The following is a 16316-nucleotide window of genomic DNA, read 5'->3' as shown; positions in this document are numbered from 1 at the left end:
CATTCCATGTCCTGCCAAACGCAATTCCCTGCCTTTGTGCTCGCCGGCCTGCTCGGCCTGTGCCCCCTGGCCCAGGCCGCGCTCAGCGAGGCCGAGCTGGCTCGCCTCGATCAAGATCTCACGCCCGTCGGCGCGGAGCGTGCCGGTAACGCCGACGGCAGCATTCCTGGCTGGTCCGGCCAGTGGCGCGGCACTCCGCCCCATGTGCAGTTCGCCGGCAGCTGCTCGCTGTACCCCGATCCGTACGCCAAAGAGCGCCCGTTGTTCAGGATTACCGCGCAGAACCTGGAGCAGTACCAGAACCGCCTCAGTGACGGCCAGATCGCCCTGTTCAAGCGCTATCCACGCAGCTACTGGATGGACATCTATCCCAGTCATCGCGACATGCGTCCGAGTGCGAAAATCGAAGAGCAAATCCGCGAAAACGGGCGCACCGCTCGACTCACCGAGGATGGCAACGGCGTCACCGGGGCCTGGGGGGCGTCGCCGTTCCCGATCCCGAAAAACGGCAACGAACTGATCTGGAACCACGCCCTACAAGGGCGGGGGCCCGGCGAGGAAGGCGTCTACAGCCTGGTCGTCACCCTGGCCAACGGCAAGCAGGCACGTCAGGTCCAGCATCACCAGACGCTCAATATCTGGACCAACCCGGACAGCCCCCGGCAAGACGACCGCGACGCCATCAACAGCTACTTCATGTACCGGACCCTGGAACCGGCCCGGGAGCTGGGCAAGATCACCTTCGGCCACGGCTTCGTCGATCCGGTGGCCAACGCCCAGCAGAGCTGGCAATACGACCCGGGCAGCCGACGGGTGCGGCGCGCGCCCAACGTCGGCTACGACAACCCTTCCAGTGGCGCCAGCGGCGGCCTGCGGGTCAACGATGACAGCCGCATGTTCAATGGCGGCACCGACCGCTACCAGTGGACGATCATCGGCAAGCGCGAGCTGTTCATCCCCTATCACAACTATGCAATCAGCGACCCCGCGACCACCCTGGCCAAGCTCACCGAAACCATTGGCCACCCCAACCCCGAAGCACTGCGCTACGAATTGCACCGGGTATGGGTACTGGAGGCCAGCCTCAAGCCCGGCAACCGTCATGTGTATGCCAAACGCCGCTTCTACATCGACGAAGACACCTGGGGCGCGGTCATGGCCGACAGCTATGACGCCCGCAACCTCCTCTAGCGCACCAACCTGCAGACCACCTTCTACGCCTATGACACCCAGAGCTATCAGGCGGGCCCATCGGTGTATCACGACCTGATGTCCGGGGCCTATCTGGTGGATCGCCTGACCAATGATCACGGCCCGATCCGCCTGACGGACCTGGCCCACGATGCCAGCGATTTCACCCCCGCCGCCGTGCGCAAGCGCGCCAAATGAAGACTCACGGAGAGCACAACATGACCCGATTCGACCTGGCCCTCGGGGCCGCCCTGCTGTGCACCATCGCTACAGCCAATGCGGCCCCTGCCGAGCAGCCAGCGCCCCCGCAAGAACTGCCCGCCAGCGAACCCCAGGCGCTGCGCGACCTGAACCTGGCAAGCGCACCCAACCTGCGCGACCTGGGTGGCTACCGCACGGCCGACGGACGTAGCGTGAAGTGGGGCCTGCTGTATCGCGGTGGAGCCCTGGACACACTCAGTGCCGAAGATCAACGCAGGCTGCAAGGCCTGCAACTGCAGCGTGTGGTGGACCTGCGCAGCCGCGAGGAAATCGCCGACGCCCCCGACCGCCTGCCGCCGGCGCTGATGGAGCGGCGGATCGAGATGCCGATCAGTGCCGGCAACATCGACATCCGCGAGCTGACTCGGCGCATCAACAGTGGCGACACCGCCGAGCTGCACCTGGACGATGTGCTGGTTCGGGCCAACATCCAATTCGTCCGCGAGCAGAGCCCGCTCTTTCGAGCCTGGCTGCATGGCCTGCTCGATGACCAGGGCACCCCGGTTCTCTACCACTGCACCGCGGGCAAGGATCGCACCGGCTTCGCTTCGGCCATGGTGTTGCTGGCCTTGGGGGTGCCGGAAGCTACGGTGATGGAGGACTATCTGGCGTCCAACCGCTACCTCGGGGGAAAAAACCGCCGGATCGCCGAACAAGTCCGGCTCGCGTCAAAAGGCCGTACCGATCCTGCCCTGCTACAGCCCTTGCTAGGCGTCGAGGCGCGCTACCTGCAAGCGGCGTTCATGGCCATGCGCGAAGACTACGGCTCGGTGGAGAACTACCTGCGCGAGGGGCTGGGGGTCGATGCCGCATTTCGCTCGCGGCTGCAAAGCAAGTTCCTCGAAACCGCCACCCCCTGATCAGCACCGGCACTCAGAGACCCAGGGCCTTGAGCCGCCGGTACAGGGTCCGCTCGCTCAGGCCCAGGGCCCTGGCCAGCTCACTGCGCGAACCCTCGAACACCTCCAGGGCATGGGCCAGTTGCTCCAGGTCCTTGCTGCCGCGGCGGCGGCCCGGCGGCGCTGGTGCCGGCGTGCTGCGCAGCTCCGGCGGCAGGTCCGCCAGGCGGATCACCCCGTCGTCGCTGAACAGCCGCGCCCGCTCGAGGATGTTGCGCAGCTCGCGGATATTGCCCGGGTAGGTGTACAGGCTCAGTTGGGCCAGGGCCTGGGGATCGACCCGCGGCACTACCCCGGGGTCAAGCCGGCGCAGCAGGCTGTCGATCAGCAGTGGCAGGTCGTCGCTGCGTTCGCGCAAGGCCGGCAAGCGGATCGGGAAGGCGCTGATGCGGTAGTACAGGTCCTGGCGGAAGGTGCCGGCGGCGACCATTTCCTTGAGCGGCTTGTGGGTCGCCGCCACCAGGCGGAAATCCGAGTGCACGGTGCGCAGGCTGCCCACCGGGCGAAAGCTGCCGGACTCGATCAGGCGCAGCAGTTTGACCTGCATGGCCAGGGGCACTTCGCCGATCTCGTCGAGAAACAGGGTGCCGCCATGGGCGGCTTCGGCCAGGCCGATCTTGCGCTGCAGGGCACCGGTGAAGGCGCCCTTTTCATAACCGAACAATTCGCTTTCCAGCAGGCTTTCGGTAAGCCCGGTGCAGTCCACCACCACCAGCGGCCCGCTGGCCCGGGGGCTGCCGTCGTGCAGGGCACGGGCGAACAGCTCCTTGCCGGTGCCGGATTCACCCTGGAGCAATACCGGGATCGGCGCCGGCGCCGCCCGCTGCAAGGCGCCCAAGGCTTCGTTGAAGGCCGGCGAGCGCCCCACCAGGCCCTTCTGCTGGGGTTGTACCGAGGCCACGGCCACCGAACTCAGGCGCTCGACATAGGCCACCACCGTGCCGTCTTGGCCAATGATCGGCCGCAGCTCCACGTCCACATGCTCCGGCCCCCGGGGCGTGTGGTGGATGTGCAGCATGCGTTCCGGTACGCGGCTGTCATGGGCCTTGCGCATCGGGCAATGCTCGCCGGCCTGGTCGCAGGGCACGGCGAACTGGTGGGACACCCGGTAGCACTTGGCGCCCACGTGGGGCTTGCCGGCCACGCCGAACTGACGCTGGTAGGCGGTGTTGGCGGCGATGATGTTGTAGTCGGTGTCCAGCACTATGGTGGGCTGCGGGTCGTGTTCGAGGTAGGACACCAGGGCGGACATCGGTGGCGGGACTAGGTCGGTGGCAATCAGGGACATGGGCAACTCCGGGGCAGAGGCGGCAGCTTAAAGCATGGGCGCCATCACTGCCATTTTCTGCCAGCAACTGCCAAATGACTGCCAAGCCCGGATGACAGTCCTGGCGACAACACATCACCAAGGGGTTGAAAAAGCGTCTAAACCAACGAACATGCGCCAAACGACGCCGTTTCGGGTTGGCACGCTTATTGACACTTCAAGAAACGAGCGTCAGCGCAGACTGCCCTCACCTTCATTGCCTGGAGTGCCCCATGATCATCAGCGACACGCTGCGTGTAGAAGCCTTTTTCGACAGCCATACCTGGACCATCAGCTACCTGGTGATGGACCTGGCCAGCCGCCACTGCGCATTGATCGACAGCGTGCTGGACTACGACCCGAAATCCGGCCGCACCCACACCGAGTCCGCCGACCGCCTGATCGCCCGGGTGAAAGAGCTGGACGCCCGGGTCGACTGGATCCTGGAAACCCATGTGCATGCCGACCACCTGTCGGCCGCCGCCTACCTCAAGGCGCAGCTCGGGGCCCAGGTGGCCATCGGCAACCAGATCACCCGGGTGCAGAAGACCTTCGGCGCGCTGTTCAACGAAGCCCCGGCCTTTGCCCGGGACGGCAGCCAGTTCGACGTGCTGCTCGAAGACGGCGCCGAATTCGCCATCGGCGGCCTCACCGCGCGGGCCATGCACACCCCGGGGCATACCCCGGCCTGCATGACCTACCTGGTACAGGTCGGCGACGAAACCCTGGCCTTTGTCGGCGACACCCTGTTCATGCCCGACTACGGCACCGCCCGCTGCGACTTCCCCGGGGCCGACGCGCGGACCCTGTACCGCTCGATCGGCAAGATCCTCGCCCTGCCCCCCAGCACCCGGCTGTTCATGTGCCACGACTACCTGCCCAACGGCCGCGAGCTGCAGTACATGACCACCGTCGCCGAGCAGCGCGCCAACAACATCCACATTCACCAGGGGGTCGACGAAGACAGCTTCGTGGCCATGCGCGAAGCCCGCGACGCGACCCTGGACATGCCGGTGCTGATCCTGCCTTCGGTGCAGGTCAACATGCGCAGCGGGCACTTCCCCGAGCCCGAGGACAACGGCGTGAGCTACCTGAAGATTCCCCTGAACACCCTATAACTATTACCTACTCCACACGGAGACCTTGCCATGCGCCCCTTCAACCCGGCCCTGCCCACTGTCGACGGCAGCCACCAGGTGCTGATCGTCGGTGGCGGTGCCGCCGGCATCGCCGTTGCTGCCAGCCTCTTGACCCGCGATCCACACCTGGACGTGGCACTCATCGACCCTGCCCGGCACCACTATTACCAACCCGGCTGGACCCTGGTGGGCGCCGGAGTATTCAGCGCCCAATCCACCGAGCGCGCCATGGCCGAGCTGATGCCCCAGGGGGTCAAGTGGATCCAGGACGCGGTCAGCCGCTTCGACCCAGAACACAACGCCCTCGTGCTGGAGGACGGCCGGGTGCTGGCCTATGACCAACTGATCGTCTGCCCCGGGCTCAAGCTCGACTGGGCCGCCATCGACGGCCTGCCCCAGGCTCTGGGCAATCACGGCGTGACCTCCAACTACCGCTACGACCTGGCGCCCTACACCTGGCAACTGGTGCAGCAACTGCAACAGGGCGAGGCGCTGTTCAGCCAGCCGCCGATGCCGATCAAGTGCGCCGGAGCGCCACAAAAGGCCATGTACCTGTCCTGCGACCACTGGCTGCGCCACGGCCGCCTGGGGCAGATCAAGCCGCGCTTCCTGAATGCCGGCGGTGTGCTGTTCGGCGTCGCCGACTACGTGCCGGCGCTGATGGAATACGTGAAGAAATACGGCATCGAACTGGATTTCGGCCATAACTTGGTGGCGGTGAACGGCCCGGCCAAACGCGCGACCTTTGTCCGCACCCTGGCCGATGGCCGCCAGGAAACATTGGAACGGGCCTTCGATATGCTGCACGTGGTGCCTCCCCAGTGCGCCCCGGACTTCATCCGCCAGAGCCCCCTGGCGGACGCCGCCGGCTGGATCGACGTCGACCCGGGCAGCCTGCGCCACAAGCGCTACGTGAACATCCACGGCCTGGGGGACGCCACCAATACCAGCAATGCCAAGACCGCCGCCGCGGCACGCAAACAGGCACCGGTGGTGGCCAACAATGTGCTGGTTGCCCTGAAGCGCCTGACCCGCCTGGCTGAATACGACGGCTACGGTTCCTGCCCGCTGACCGTGGAACGGGGCAAGATCGTCCTCGCCGAATTCACCTATGGCGGCAAGCTGGCACCGAGTTTCCCGCGCTGGCTGCTGGACGGGCGCCAGCCAACCCGTCGCGCCTGGTGGCTGAAGGAACGGATCCTGCCACCGCTGTACTGGCGCGGCATGCTCAAGGGCCACGAATGGCTGGCCCATCCGACCCTGGCCACGGACACCCCGAAAGCATGAGCGAACACAGTCTTCTGGGCGCCGGGCTGGGGGCGATCATCGGTGCGATCCTGGCCCTGACCGGGGCCGGTGGCGGCATCCTCGCCGTGCCGCTCCTGGTCTTCGGCCTGGGCCTGAGCATGGTCGAGGCCGCGCCCATCGGCCTGCTGGCGGTGGGCCTGGCAGCCAGCGTCGGCGCGGTGCTGGGCTTGCGCCAGGGCATCGTGCGCTACCGCGCGGCGGGGTTCGTGGCCGGCATCGGCATCCTCATGGCGCCGCTGGGCCTGTGGCTGGCCCACCGCCTGCCCAACCTGCCGCTGGCGCTGCTGTTCTCCCTGGTGCTGCTGTACGCCTGCGGGCGCATCCTGCGCAAGGCCAGCCTGGAACTGAAACAGGGCCAGCCGGCGCCGCGCCCGGCCTTCATGCCCTGCGTGCTCAACCCGGCCCAGGGCCGCCTGCGCTGGACCCTGCCCTGCGCCCGGGCGCTGACCTTCACCGGAATGCTCTCGGGGCTGCTTTCCGGGCTGCTGGGGGTGGGTGGCGGCTTCGTCATCATCCCGGCCCTGAGCCGCTACACCAACCTGGACAGCAAGAGCATCGTCGCCACCTCACTGGCGGTGATCGCCCTGGTCTCCCTGGGCAGCGTGGTCACCGCCAGCCTCAGCGGGATCATGCACTGGGCGGTGGGCGCGCCCTTTGCCCTGGGGGCGGTCCTGGGGCTGGTGCTGGGACGCCAGGTAGCCAGCCACCTGGCCGGCCCGCGGTTGCAACAGCTGTTCGCCATCACCGGGATCCTCGCTGCCCTGCTGCTGGCCGGCGGCGCCCTGGGGCTGATTGCCCCTTGACCCCTTCGCCAGCCGGCTCCTGCAGCACCGTGTACGCCCCCCCCGTAGGAGCTGGCTTGCCAGCGAAGGCGTACTCACAGGCGCCCCTGTCCTGAAGCAAGATTCACGGCGCCTGGTCCGGCCCTTTCGCCGGCAAGCCGGCTCCTACAGCATCATGTGCGCACCACCCGTAGGAGCTGGCTTGCCAGCGAAGGCGTGCTCACAGGCGCCCCTGTCCTGAAGCAAGATTCACGGCGCCTGGTCCGGCCCTTTCGCCGGCAAGCCGGCTCCTACGCTGAGAACGACCGGGGAAATATTGGCCTCTGCCGGTCCAGCGCTCGGGTGGCGACCATGACCTGGACCCATGTCCCCCAGGAGTGCGCCATGTCCACCGCCCAGTCCCTTGAACTCTGTTTCTGGCGCAAGATCGGCCGCTACGCCTCGCGCATCGGCCGGACCTTGATCCAGAAAGCCCTATGGCTCTACTACGCGGCGCAACGGCCGCAAACCCCGATCTGGGCCAAGACCACCATCTATGCCGCCCTGGGTTACTTCGTGCTGCCGCTGGACATCATCCCCGACCTGATCCCCGGGGCCGGGTACGTCGATGACCTCGGCCTGTTGACCGGCTCAGTGGTGACAGTAGCCGCCCACATCAACGCCGAGGTCCGGGAACAAGCCAGCGCGCGCCTGGCCGACTGGTTCGGCAGCGAGTCGGAATGAGCCAGAGGTCGGCGCCAGGCTGGGCATTCGACTCACCAAGGCAGTGCAGCGCCCCCGACACCATGGCCACCCGACTCACCGCGCCTGGGTGTCCAGGGCATAGAACTCCTGCAACTTGGCCTGCAGCAGTTGCTTGTCCGGCAGTTGGGTCCGGTACTCGGCGATCAGCGCCGGTGACAGGGAACGGTTGAGGGCATATTCCACCACCTCGTCCTCCTTGCTGGCACAGAGCAACACGCCCAGGGCAGGGTTCTCGTGGGGCTTGCGCACCTGGCGATCCAGGGCCTCCAGGTAGAAGTCCAGCTTGCCCAGGTACTCCGGCTCGAAGCGCCCGACCTTGAGCTCAACGGCCACCAGGCAATTCAACCCACGATGGAACAGCAGCAGGTCCAGGGCGAAATCGCGCCCGCCGACCTGCAGCGGATAGCCTGAAGCGACAAAGCAGAAGTCGCGCCCCATCTCGATCAGGAAATCCTTGAGTTGGCGCACCAGCCCCTGGTGCAGGTCGGCTTCGTCATGCCCCTGGGCCAGGCCGAGAAACTCCACCATGTAGGCATCCTTGAAGACCTTCAGGGCCTCGGGACGGGCCTGCTTCAAGGTTGCCGAGGCATTGGCCGGGCGGGTCAGCGTGCGTTCGAACAGCGCGGATTTGATCTGCCGTTCCAGTTCTCTGCGTGACCATTGTTCCTGGACCGCCAAGCGCAGGTAGAACTCACGTTCACTGGGCCCTTTGCTCTGCCCCATCACCACCAGATGGTGGCTCCAGGACAATTGTCGCACCAGTGGTGCGACTTTCTCGTCAGCACGATAGGCCTCATAAAACTGGCGCATGCGAAACAGGTTTGCCCGGGTAAAACCCCGCAGGCCCGGCTGCTGCCGCGCCAGGTAATCCGCCAATTGCCGGACCACGCCATCACCCCACTCCGCCGCCTCGATCTTGCGGCTGATATAGGCCCCGACCTGCCAATACAGCTCCACCAGTTCAGTATTCACCGCGCGCACTGCCCGCTGTCGCGCGGCGGTGATCATTTGCGCCACTTCGCCAAATGCCACTTCGGTGGAAGAGATCGCCGCTTCAGCCTCTTGCTTCATGACGCACGCCCGCTTGCTGGGAGACAGGCCCCTATCATCCCGTGGCTCGCCATGGGCCTGAAGTCAGGCCCGTCTCTTTGTGGTGAGCGAAATGTCCTTGTTTGAGCGCGGTAAACAGCCCCGTCAGCCGGGCATGCAATTGAAGTCGTGGGTACTGGCTACCTGCTTGCCCTTGGCGTCATACAGGCGCGCCGACACCTCGTTCCCCAGGCTCGACTCCACCAGTGTGTAATGCTCCCCGGCCTTGAAGCCGCCGTAGCTGATGTGGCCGTCGCAGTCTTGCTGGTTGGAGTCGCCGACGTTCTCTTCAAACAGGGTCACGTCCAGGCGGTGAGCACCGGGCTTGACCTGGAAATAGCGACCATCGTCGATCTTCTGCCCGTCCACCCGTTCGGCCATCAGGTCGTTGGGCGCCTCTTCCTGCAGGCCGATCCAGGCCTCGCTGGGATCAGGCCGGGGCATGGGCCCGGCGCAAGCGCCGAGCAGGCACGCGAGGCCCAGGACGGGTATCAGCAGCAGCGGTTTGAGTGTCATGAAAATCTACCTTGGCAATGGAAAAAAAAAGCCCTACAGGCAACTGAACGGCCGGCTCTGGGCCACCTGCCGGCCCTGGGCGTCCAGCAGCTCGGCGCTGACGTCCTGGCCCTGGCTGGACTCCACCAGTCGGTAATGGCCCCCCGCCTGGAACCCGGCATAGTCCAAGCGCCCCAGGCACTCGGGTTGCGCCGAGTTGCCGTTGGCCCCTTGCAGCAAGGCCATCCGCAAGCGGTGCTGGCCGGGGCTGACCTGGAAGTAGCGGCCATCGTTCAGGCGCTTGCCATCGACGCTGTCGGCCAGCAAGTCGTTGGGCGACTCAGGAGCAAGATCGATCCAGGCCTGCTGAGGATCGGCCTTGGGCAGCGGCCCGGCACAGGCCGAAAGCAGGCACACCAGGCCCAGGCCCGGCAGCAGCAACAAGGGTTTGAGGGACATGGAAGAAACCTCGCAAATGACAGTCATGAGTGCGGCGCAAGCCCGGAAAAATCCCCTGCGCCGATGGCCACCAAGCTTGTCGAGGCCCCGGTGCGAGAACAAATGAATCCACATGAAAGGAAATACAGGCCTTACCTAAAACTTCCTTCACCTGGCTGAAAGCCGCGTGTTAGGTGGGTCGCTGCAGGCTGCCGAGGTTTGCAACCCCACTCCCTCGGAGGTTTTCGGCATGCTCGGGCTGGTCAAGACCGCACTGCTCAAGCCCTACACGTTCATCGTGCTGGCGATATTCATCTGCATCATCGGGCCCCTGGCGGCCCTGCGTACCCCCACCGACGTGTTCCCGGATATCGGCATCCCGGTGGTGGCGGTGGTCTGGCAGTACAACGGCCTGTCGCCGGACGCCATGGCCGGGCGGGTGATCTACACCTATGAGCGCTCCCTGAGCACCACGGTCAACGACATCGAGCACATCGAGTCGCAGTCGCTGCCGGGCATGGGCATCGTCAAGATCTTCTTCCAGCCCGGGGTCGATATCCGCACCGCCAACGCCCAGGTGACCGCGGTGTCACAAACCGTGCTCAAGCAGATGCCGCCGGGCATCACCCCGCCGCTGATCCTCAACTACAGCGCCTCGACGGTGCCGATCCTGCAGATGGCGTTTTCCAGCCCGACCCTGTCGGAGGCGAAGATCCGCGACCTGGTGCAGAACAACATCCGCCTGCCCCTGAGCTCCCTGCCCGGCCTGGCCGTGCCCACCCCCATGGGCGGCAAGCAGCGCCAGATCACCCTCGACCTGGACCCGCAAGCCCTGGCCGCCAAGGGCCTGTCGGCCCAGGACGTGGGCAATGCCCTGGCGGCGCAGAACCAGATCATCCCGGTGGGCACCGCCAAGCTGGGCAGCGATGAATACACGGTGCTGCTGAACAACAGCCCGACCGCCATCGAGGAGCTCAACGACCTGCCGATCAAGACCGTGGACGGCGCGCTGATCACCATCGGCCAGGTGGCCCACGTGCGCGACGGCTCGCCGCCGCAGACCAACATCGTGCGGGTCGACGGACGCCGCGCGGTGCTGATGCCGGCCCTGAAGAACGGCAATATCTCCACCCTGTCGATCGTCGACGGCATCCGCCAGATGCTGCCGCGCATCAATGAGACCCTGCCGCCAGCGCTGAAGACCTCACTGCTGGGGGACGCCTCGGTGTTCGTCAAGCAGTCGGTGGGCAGCGTGGCCCAGGAAGGCATCATCGCCGCCCTGCTGACCAGCGCGATGATCCTGCTGTTCCTCGGCAGCTGGCGCTCCACACTGATCATCGCCGCCTCGATTCCCCTGGCGGTGCTCTCGGCCATTGCCCTGCTGGCGCTCAGCGGCCAGACCCTGAATGTGATGACCCTGGGCGGCCTGGCCCTGGCGGTGGGGATCCTGGTGGACGATGCCACCGTGACCATCGAGAACATCAACTGGCACCTGGAGCAGGGCAAGGCGGTCAAGCAGGCCATCCTCGACGGCGCCAGGCAGATCGTCGGCCCGGCCTTCGTCTCGCTGCTGTGCATCTGCATCGTCTTCGTGCCGATGTTCCTGCTGCAGGGCATCGCCGGCTACCTGTTCCGGCCCATGGCCCTGGCGGTGATCTTCGCCATGGCCAGCTCGTTCATCCTCTCGCGGACCCTGGTGCCCACCCTGGCCATGTACCTGCTCAAGCCCCATACGCCGGAAGCCGGCCCCGGGCACCACCCGGAAGATGCCTTCATCAACCACCACGAAGGCGAACAGCACGCCAAGCCGCGCAATGCCCTGATACGCGGGCTATTGGCCTTCCAGCAGGGCTTCGAGGCGCGTTTCTCCACTGTGCGCGACACCTACCACGGCCTGCTGCACCTGGCCCTGGGCCGGCGCAAGACCTTCATCCTCGGCTTTCTTGCCTGCGTGCTGGCCTCCTTCGCCCTGCTGCCGAGCCTGGGCCAGGACTTCTTCCCCGCCACCGACGCCGGGGCCCTGGCCCTGCACGTGCGCCTGCCCCTGGGCACACGGATCGAGGAAAGCGCGGCGGCCTTCGACCGTATCGAAGCGCGGATTCGCGAAGTGATTCCGGCCGAGCAACTGGACAGCATCATCGACAACATCGGCATCCCCTTGAGCGGCATCGACATGGCCTACAGCAACAGCGGCACCATCGGCCCCCAGGACGGTGATATCCAGGTCACCCTCAAACCCGGCCACGCCCCTAGCGCCGACTATGTGAAACAGCTGCGTGAAGCCCTGCCGGAAAGCTTCCCCGGCAGCCAGTTCGCCTTCCTGCCGGCAGACATCAGCAGCCAGATCCTCAACTTCGGCGCCCCGGCCCCCCTGGACGTGAAAATCTCCGGACCCGACGCCGCGGCCAACCGCGCCTACGCCCTGCAACTGCAGCGGCGCCTGCAGCATGTGCCGGGCATCGCCGACCTGCGCATCCAGCAGTCCACCGGCTACCCGTCCTTGCAGGTCAAGGTCGATCGCCTGCGGGCCAATGGCCTGGGCATCACCGAGCGCGACGTGACCAACAGCATGGTGGCGTCGCTGGCCGGCAGCTCCCAGGTGGCGCCGACCTTCTGGCTCAACCCGAAGAACGGCGTGTCCTATTCCATCGTCGCCGCCACCCCGCAATACCGCCTGGACAGCCTTCCGGCCCTGGAGGCGCTGCCGGTCACCGGCAGCAACGGCCAGTCGCAGATCCTCGGCGGCCTGGCGGACATCTCCCGGGTCGAGAGCCCGGCGGTGGTCAGCCACTACAACATCCAGCCGACCCTGGACCTGTACGCCAACGTGCAGGGCCGCGACCTGGGCGCCGTGGCCCACGACATGCAAAAGGTCCTGGACGACGCTGCGGCCCTGCGGCCCAAGGGCGCCACGGTCAGCCTGCACGGGCAGATCGACGCCCTGCACGAAGCCTTCAGCGGCCTGAGCCTGGGCCTGCTGGGTGCGGTGGTGCTGATCTACCTGCTGATCGTGGTCAACTTCCAGTCCTGGGTCGATCCGTTCGTGATCATCACCGCGCTGCCGGCAGCCCTGGCCGGGATCGTGTGGATGCTGTTCTTGAGTGGCACCTCGCTGTCGGTGCCGGCGCTGACCGGGGCCATCCTGTGCATGGGGGTGGCCACCGCCAACTCGATCCTGGTGGTGAGTTTTTGCCGCGAGCGCCTGGCGGAACACGGCGATGCCCTCAAGGCCGCGCTGGAAGCCGGCTACACGCGCTTTCGCCCGGTGTGCATGACCGCCCTGGCGATGATCATCGGCATGCTGCCCCTGGCCCTGTCCGAGGAACAGAACGCCCCACTGGGCCGCGCGGTGATCGGCGGGCTGATCCTCGCCACCGTGGCCACCCTGATCTTTGTCCCCGTGGTCTTCAGCCTGGTCCACGGCCGCCGTCCCCAATCCGCTGTTGCTGGAGAAAACACCCATGTCGCCTGATCACACCCCTTCGCGCAAACGCCTGATGCTGCTGGGCATCGGCGGCCTGAGCCTGGCTGCCCTGCTGGTGGCCAGCGGCCTGGCCGCGCGCACCCGGCATGAACGGGCCGTCGTTGCCTGGACCGAGACCGCTGCCGTGCCGCAGGTGCTGGTGTTCCAGCCGCAGCACAACGTGCTGGGCGACACCCTGCGCCTGCCGGCGCACCTGGAAGCCTGGAGCAAGGCGCCGATCCATGCCCGGGTCAGCGGCTACCTCAAGGACTGGACCCAGGACATAGGCACCCACGTGGCCGCCGGGCAGGTACTGGCCCATATCGACAGCCCCGACCTGGACCAGCAAGTGGCCCAGGCCCGGGCGCGGATGACCCAGCAGCAAGCCAATGCCCGGCTGGCCCAGACCACCGCCGAGCGCTGGCAGAACCTCTTGGCCAGCCACTCGGTATCGCGCCAGGAAGCCGATGAAAAGACCTCCAACGCAGCCGCCGCCAAAGCCAATGCCGAGGCGGCCGCCGCCGACTATGCGCGGCTCTCGGCGCTGGAGGACTACAAGACCATTCGTGCGCCGTTCGCCGGCACCATCACCGCCCGCCACACCGATATCGGCCAGTTGATCAAGGCCGACAACGACAGCGACCCGGAGCTGTTCGACCTGGCGGACACCCACAAACTGCGGCTCTACGTGCCGATTCCGCAGAACTACGCCAGCGTGATCCACCCTGGTCTGCAAGCGCAGCTGACCGTGCCCGAGCACCCTGGCCAGCACTTCAGCGCGCAACTGCTGGGCGATTCCACCGCCATCGACCCACGCTCCGGCACCCTGCTGGCACAGTTCGTCGCCGCCAACCCGGACGGCGCGCTGATGCCCGGCGACTATGCCGAAGCCACACTGGCCATCCCTGCCGACACCCACGGTGTGAGCATCCCCGCCAGCGCCCTGATCTTCCGCGCCCAGGGCACCCAGGTGGCGGTGATCGACAGTTCCCGCCACGTGCACCTGCGCAGCATTCATATCGGCCTGGACCTGGGCGAGCGGCTGGTGATCGACCAGGGCCTGCAAGCGACCGACCAGGTCATCGACAACCCGCCGGACGCCCTGCGCGAAGGTGACCTGGTGCAACTGGCGGACGCGGGAGGCGAACATGCGCCCAAGGCTTAAGCCCCTCGCCGCCCTGCTGTTGCTGGCCCTGCACGGCTGCTCCCTGGCCCCCCAGTACCAAGTGCCGCCTATCGACCTGCCCGCGCACTATCGCGAACAGAGCGCCGACGGCCCCTGGCACCCGGCCGCCGCGCCCCAGGTGCTCGCCGAACAATGGTGGCGGCTGTACCAGGACCCACAGTTGGATGACCTGCAACAACGCCTGCTCCGAGCCAACCCGGATCTGGCGGCGGCCCTGGCCCACTACGACGCTGCCCAGGCCTACGCCAGCCAACTGCATGCCGGGCTGTTCCCGCAGATCAGCGCCAGCGCCCAACCGCTGCGCCAGCGTCAGTCGGACAGCCGCCCGCTGCGCGGCAGCACCCAGCCTTCGGTATACAACAGCAACACCGCCGGTTTTGCCCTGGGCTTGGACCTCGACCTCTGGGGGCGGATTCGCAATCAAGCGGCTGCCGGAGATGCCCAGGCCCAAGCCTCCGGCGACGACTTGGCAGCGGCGCGCCTGAGCCTGCAAAAACAATTGGCGAGCCTGTATGTGCAACTCAATGGCCTGGACGCCCAGAGCCGCATCCTCAGCCACTCCCTGGAGGATTACGCCCAGGCCCTGCAACTGACCCGCGACCGCTACCAGGGGCAGATCGCCTCGGAACTGGACCTGACCCGGGCCCAGAGCCAACTGGCCAGCGCCGAAGCCGAACTGGACGAAGTGCGCGCCCAACGCAACCTCACCGAACACGCCATCGGCGAACTGGTGGGCGAGCCGGCCAGCCAATTCCACCTGACGCCCTCTGCGCAACTCTTGAGCCTGCCGAGCATTCCCCGGCAACTGCCCAGCACCCTGCTGCAACGAAGGCCGGACATTGCCGCCGCCGAACGCCGTGTGTATGCCGCCAATGCCGGCATCGGCATCGCCCGCGCCGCCTGGTACCCGGATTTCAGCCTGACCGGCATGCTCGGTAGCCAGACCCAGGGCGTGGGCAACCTGCTGGCCGCGGGCAATCGTTATTGGGCCCTGGGGCCGTTGGTGAACCTGCCGATTTTTGACGGCGGCCGGCTGAGCGCCAATGAGCGCCAGGCCCACGCCGAGTTCGAAGAGGCCGCCGCCCATTACCGTGGGCAAGTGCTGCGGGCGGTGCGCGAGGTGGAGGATAACCTGGGGCAACTGCGGGATTTGCACCAGGAAGCGCTGGACCAACAGGCGGCGGTGAATGCTGCCGAGCACACGCAGACCTTGGCGATGAACAGCTATCAGGCCGGAGCAGTGAGTTATCTGGATGTGGTGACGGCGCAGACCGCAGCCTTGCAGGCCCAGCGGGGGTTGCAGGCGGTGCAGACAAGGGAGTTGCAGGCCAGTGTGGGGTTGGTGGTGGCGTTGGGTGGGGGGTGGAACGGGTGAGTTTTTGAGGAGGGTGTACATATCCGTTGCTGCGGGTGTGGCGGATATTGGTTCCGCTCTTACAGCGGCTCACTTTTGAAAAGCGCAAAAGTAAGCAAAACGCTCTGCCCCTCCACTCGGTGCCTCGCCTAGGCTCGGCATGCCCTCACTCCGGCATTGATCCGTGGGCCGCCGCCACAGGCCATCCATGGCCTGGGGCGGCTAACCCGGCATCCCTGCCGGGTTACCCACGGCTCAATGCCTGCGTTCGGCCATCGTGGTTAACGGGGCATTCAGATCAAGATCAAAATCAAGAGCGCGACGGCGGCCTGCCGGCCTGGAGCTGGAGCTGGAGCGGCGTGTAGCGCCCCCCGTGTAGGAGCTGGCTTGCCAGCGAAAGCGTCCGCCCAGGCGCTGCATGTCTCACGGGCCCTTTCGCCGGCAAGCCGGCTCCTACGAAAAGCGCGTAAAACGCGCTTGGCTTTTGCTTTTGATCTTGATCTTGATCTTCAGGCCCCTTCCCAGCCGGCCGAGCGTAGGCGTTGCGTAGGGGGCAGCTCGGCAGGGATGCCGAGCTAGCCGCCACCCGGCCAGGGATGGCCGGTTGGCGGCGGCCCCCGGAGCAATGCCGAAGTGAGGGAACCCCGAGCCTTAGCGAGGG

General features: G+C 66.4%; 12 protein-coding genes and 1 pseudogene. 9 read left to right on the top strand and 4 right to left on the bottom strand.

The genetic code is table 11. The features are described 5' to 3' along the window. Positions 1-6: 6 nt before the first annotated feature. Together KI242_RS13695 and KI242_RS13690 are read left to right on the top strand one after the other, a co-directional pair. Positions 7-1389 (top strand): annotated as a pseudogene (locus KI242_RS13695) (DUF1329 domain-containing protein). 20 nt (positions 1390-1409) lie between these two features. Further along, a complete protein-coding gene (locus KI242_RS13690) occupies positions 1410-2312 on the top strand; it encodes a tyrosine-protein phosphatase (protein ID WP_212806260.1) in 903 nt (300 codons plus the stop codon). A 13-nt stretch (positions 2313-2325) separates the two neighbouring features. Here the strand turns inward: KI242_RS13690 and KI242_RS13685 are convergent, their stop codons facing one another. Next, positions 2326-3639: a sigma 54-interacting transcriptional regulator gene (locus KI242_RS13685; RefSeq protein ID WP_015635297.1), complete on the bottom strand. Its 1314-nt coding sequence runs from the start codon at positions 3637-3639 to the stop codon at positions 2326-2328. Between the two features lie 251 nt (positions 3640-3890). Here KI242_RS13685 and KI242_RS13680 point away from each other — a divergent pair, with 251 nt between their 5' ends. From KI242_RS13680 to KI242_RS13665, 4 genes are all read left to right on the top strand, one after another. Beyond that, positions 3891-4775, top strand: a complete 885-nt coding sequence (locus tag KI242_RS13680) for an MBL fold metallo-hydrolase (protein ID WP_011060861.1) — start codon at positions 3891-3893, stop codon at positions 4773-4775. A 30-nt stretch (positions 4776-4805) separates the two neighbouring features. Then, complete coding sequence (locus KI242_RS13675) at positions 4806-6083, top strand: FAD/NAD(P)-binding oxidoreductase (RefSeq protein WP_015635295.1); 1278 nt, start codon at positions 4806-4808, stop codon at positions 6081-6083. After that, entirely contained in the window at positions 6080-6907 is an 828-nt protein-coding gene (locus KI242_RS13670) for a sulfite exporter TauE/SafE family protein (protein ID WP_011060859.1), read from the top strand. The genes KI242_RS13675 and KI242_RS13670 overlap by 4 nt, the downstream gene beginning before the upstream one ends. Before the next feature lie 330 nt (positions 6908-7237). After that, positions 7238-7609, top strand: a complete 372-nt coding sequence (locus tag KI242_RS13665; protein WP_244868196.1) for a YkvA family protein — start codon at positions 7238-7240, stop codon at positions 7607-7609. A gap of 75 nt (positions 7610-7684) precedes the next feature. On the opposite strand, the gene KI242_RS13660 is transcribed toward KI242_RS13665, so the two are convergent. From KI242_RS13660 to KI242_RS13650, 3 genes are all read right to left on the bottom strand, one after another. Next, positions 7685-8701, bottom strand: coding sequence for a PDDEXK nuclease domain-containing protein (locus tag KI242_RS13660; RefSeq protein WP_212806259.1), 1017 nt, complete (start codon positions 8699-8701; stop codon positions 7685-7687). A gap of 123 nt (positions 8702-8824) precedes the next feature. Next, a complete protein-coding gene (locus KI242_RS13655) occupies positions 8825-9235 on the bottom strand; it encodes a hypothetical protein (protein WP_015635291.1) in 411 nt (136 codons plus the stop codon). 33 nt (positions 9236-9268) lie between these two features. Further along, positions 9269-9673, bottom strand: a complete 405-nt coding sequence (locus KI242_RS13650; protein ID WP_077933944.1) for a hypothetical protein — start codon at positions 9671-9673, stop codon at positions 9269-9271. 229 nt (positions 9674-9902) lie between these two features. On the opposite strand from KI242_RS13650, the gene KI242_RS13645 reads away from it, so the two are divergent. From KI242_RS13645 to KI242_RS13635, 3 genes are read left to right on the top strand one after another with little or no spacing between them, the layout of a single operon-like run. After that, positions 9903-13124, top strand: a complete 3222-nt coding sequence (locus tag KI242_RS13645; RefSeq protein ID WP_212806258.1) for an efflux RND transporter permease subunit — start codon at positions 9903-9905, stop codon at positions 13122-13124. Further along, positions 13114-14280, top strand: coding sequence for an efflux RND transporter periplasmic adaptor subunit (locus KI242_RS13640; RefSeq protein ID WP_212806257.1), 1167 nt, complete (start codon positions 13114-13116; stop codon positions 14278-14280). The genes KI242_RS13645 and KI242_RS13640 overlap by 11 nt, the downstream gene beginning before the upstream one ends. Next, positions 14264-15676 carry an efflux transporter outer membrane subunit gene (locus KI242_RS13635; protein ID WP_212806256.1) on the top strand — a complete coding sequence of 471 codons (1413 nt, stop codon included), beginning with the start codon at positions 14264-14266 and terminating at the stop codon, positions 15674-15676. Before KI242_RS13640 ends, KI242_RS13635 begins: the two co-directional genes overlap by 17 nt. Positions 15677-16316: the final 640 nt, after the last annotated feature.

The sequence above is a fragment of the Pseudomonas sp. Eqa60 genome (assembly GCF_018326405.1).
In the GTDB taxonomy this organism is placed as follows: domain Bacteria; phylum Pseudomonadota; class Gammaproteobacteria; order Pseudomonadales; family Pseudomonadaceae; genus Aquipseudomonas; species Aquipseudomonas protegens.
Note: the sequence above shows the minus strand (reverse complement) of the source record. Positions and strands in the feature narration are given on the sequence as shown.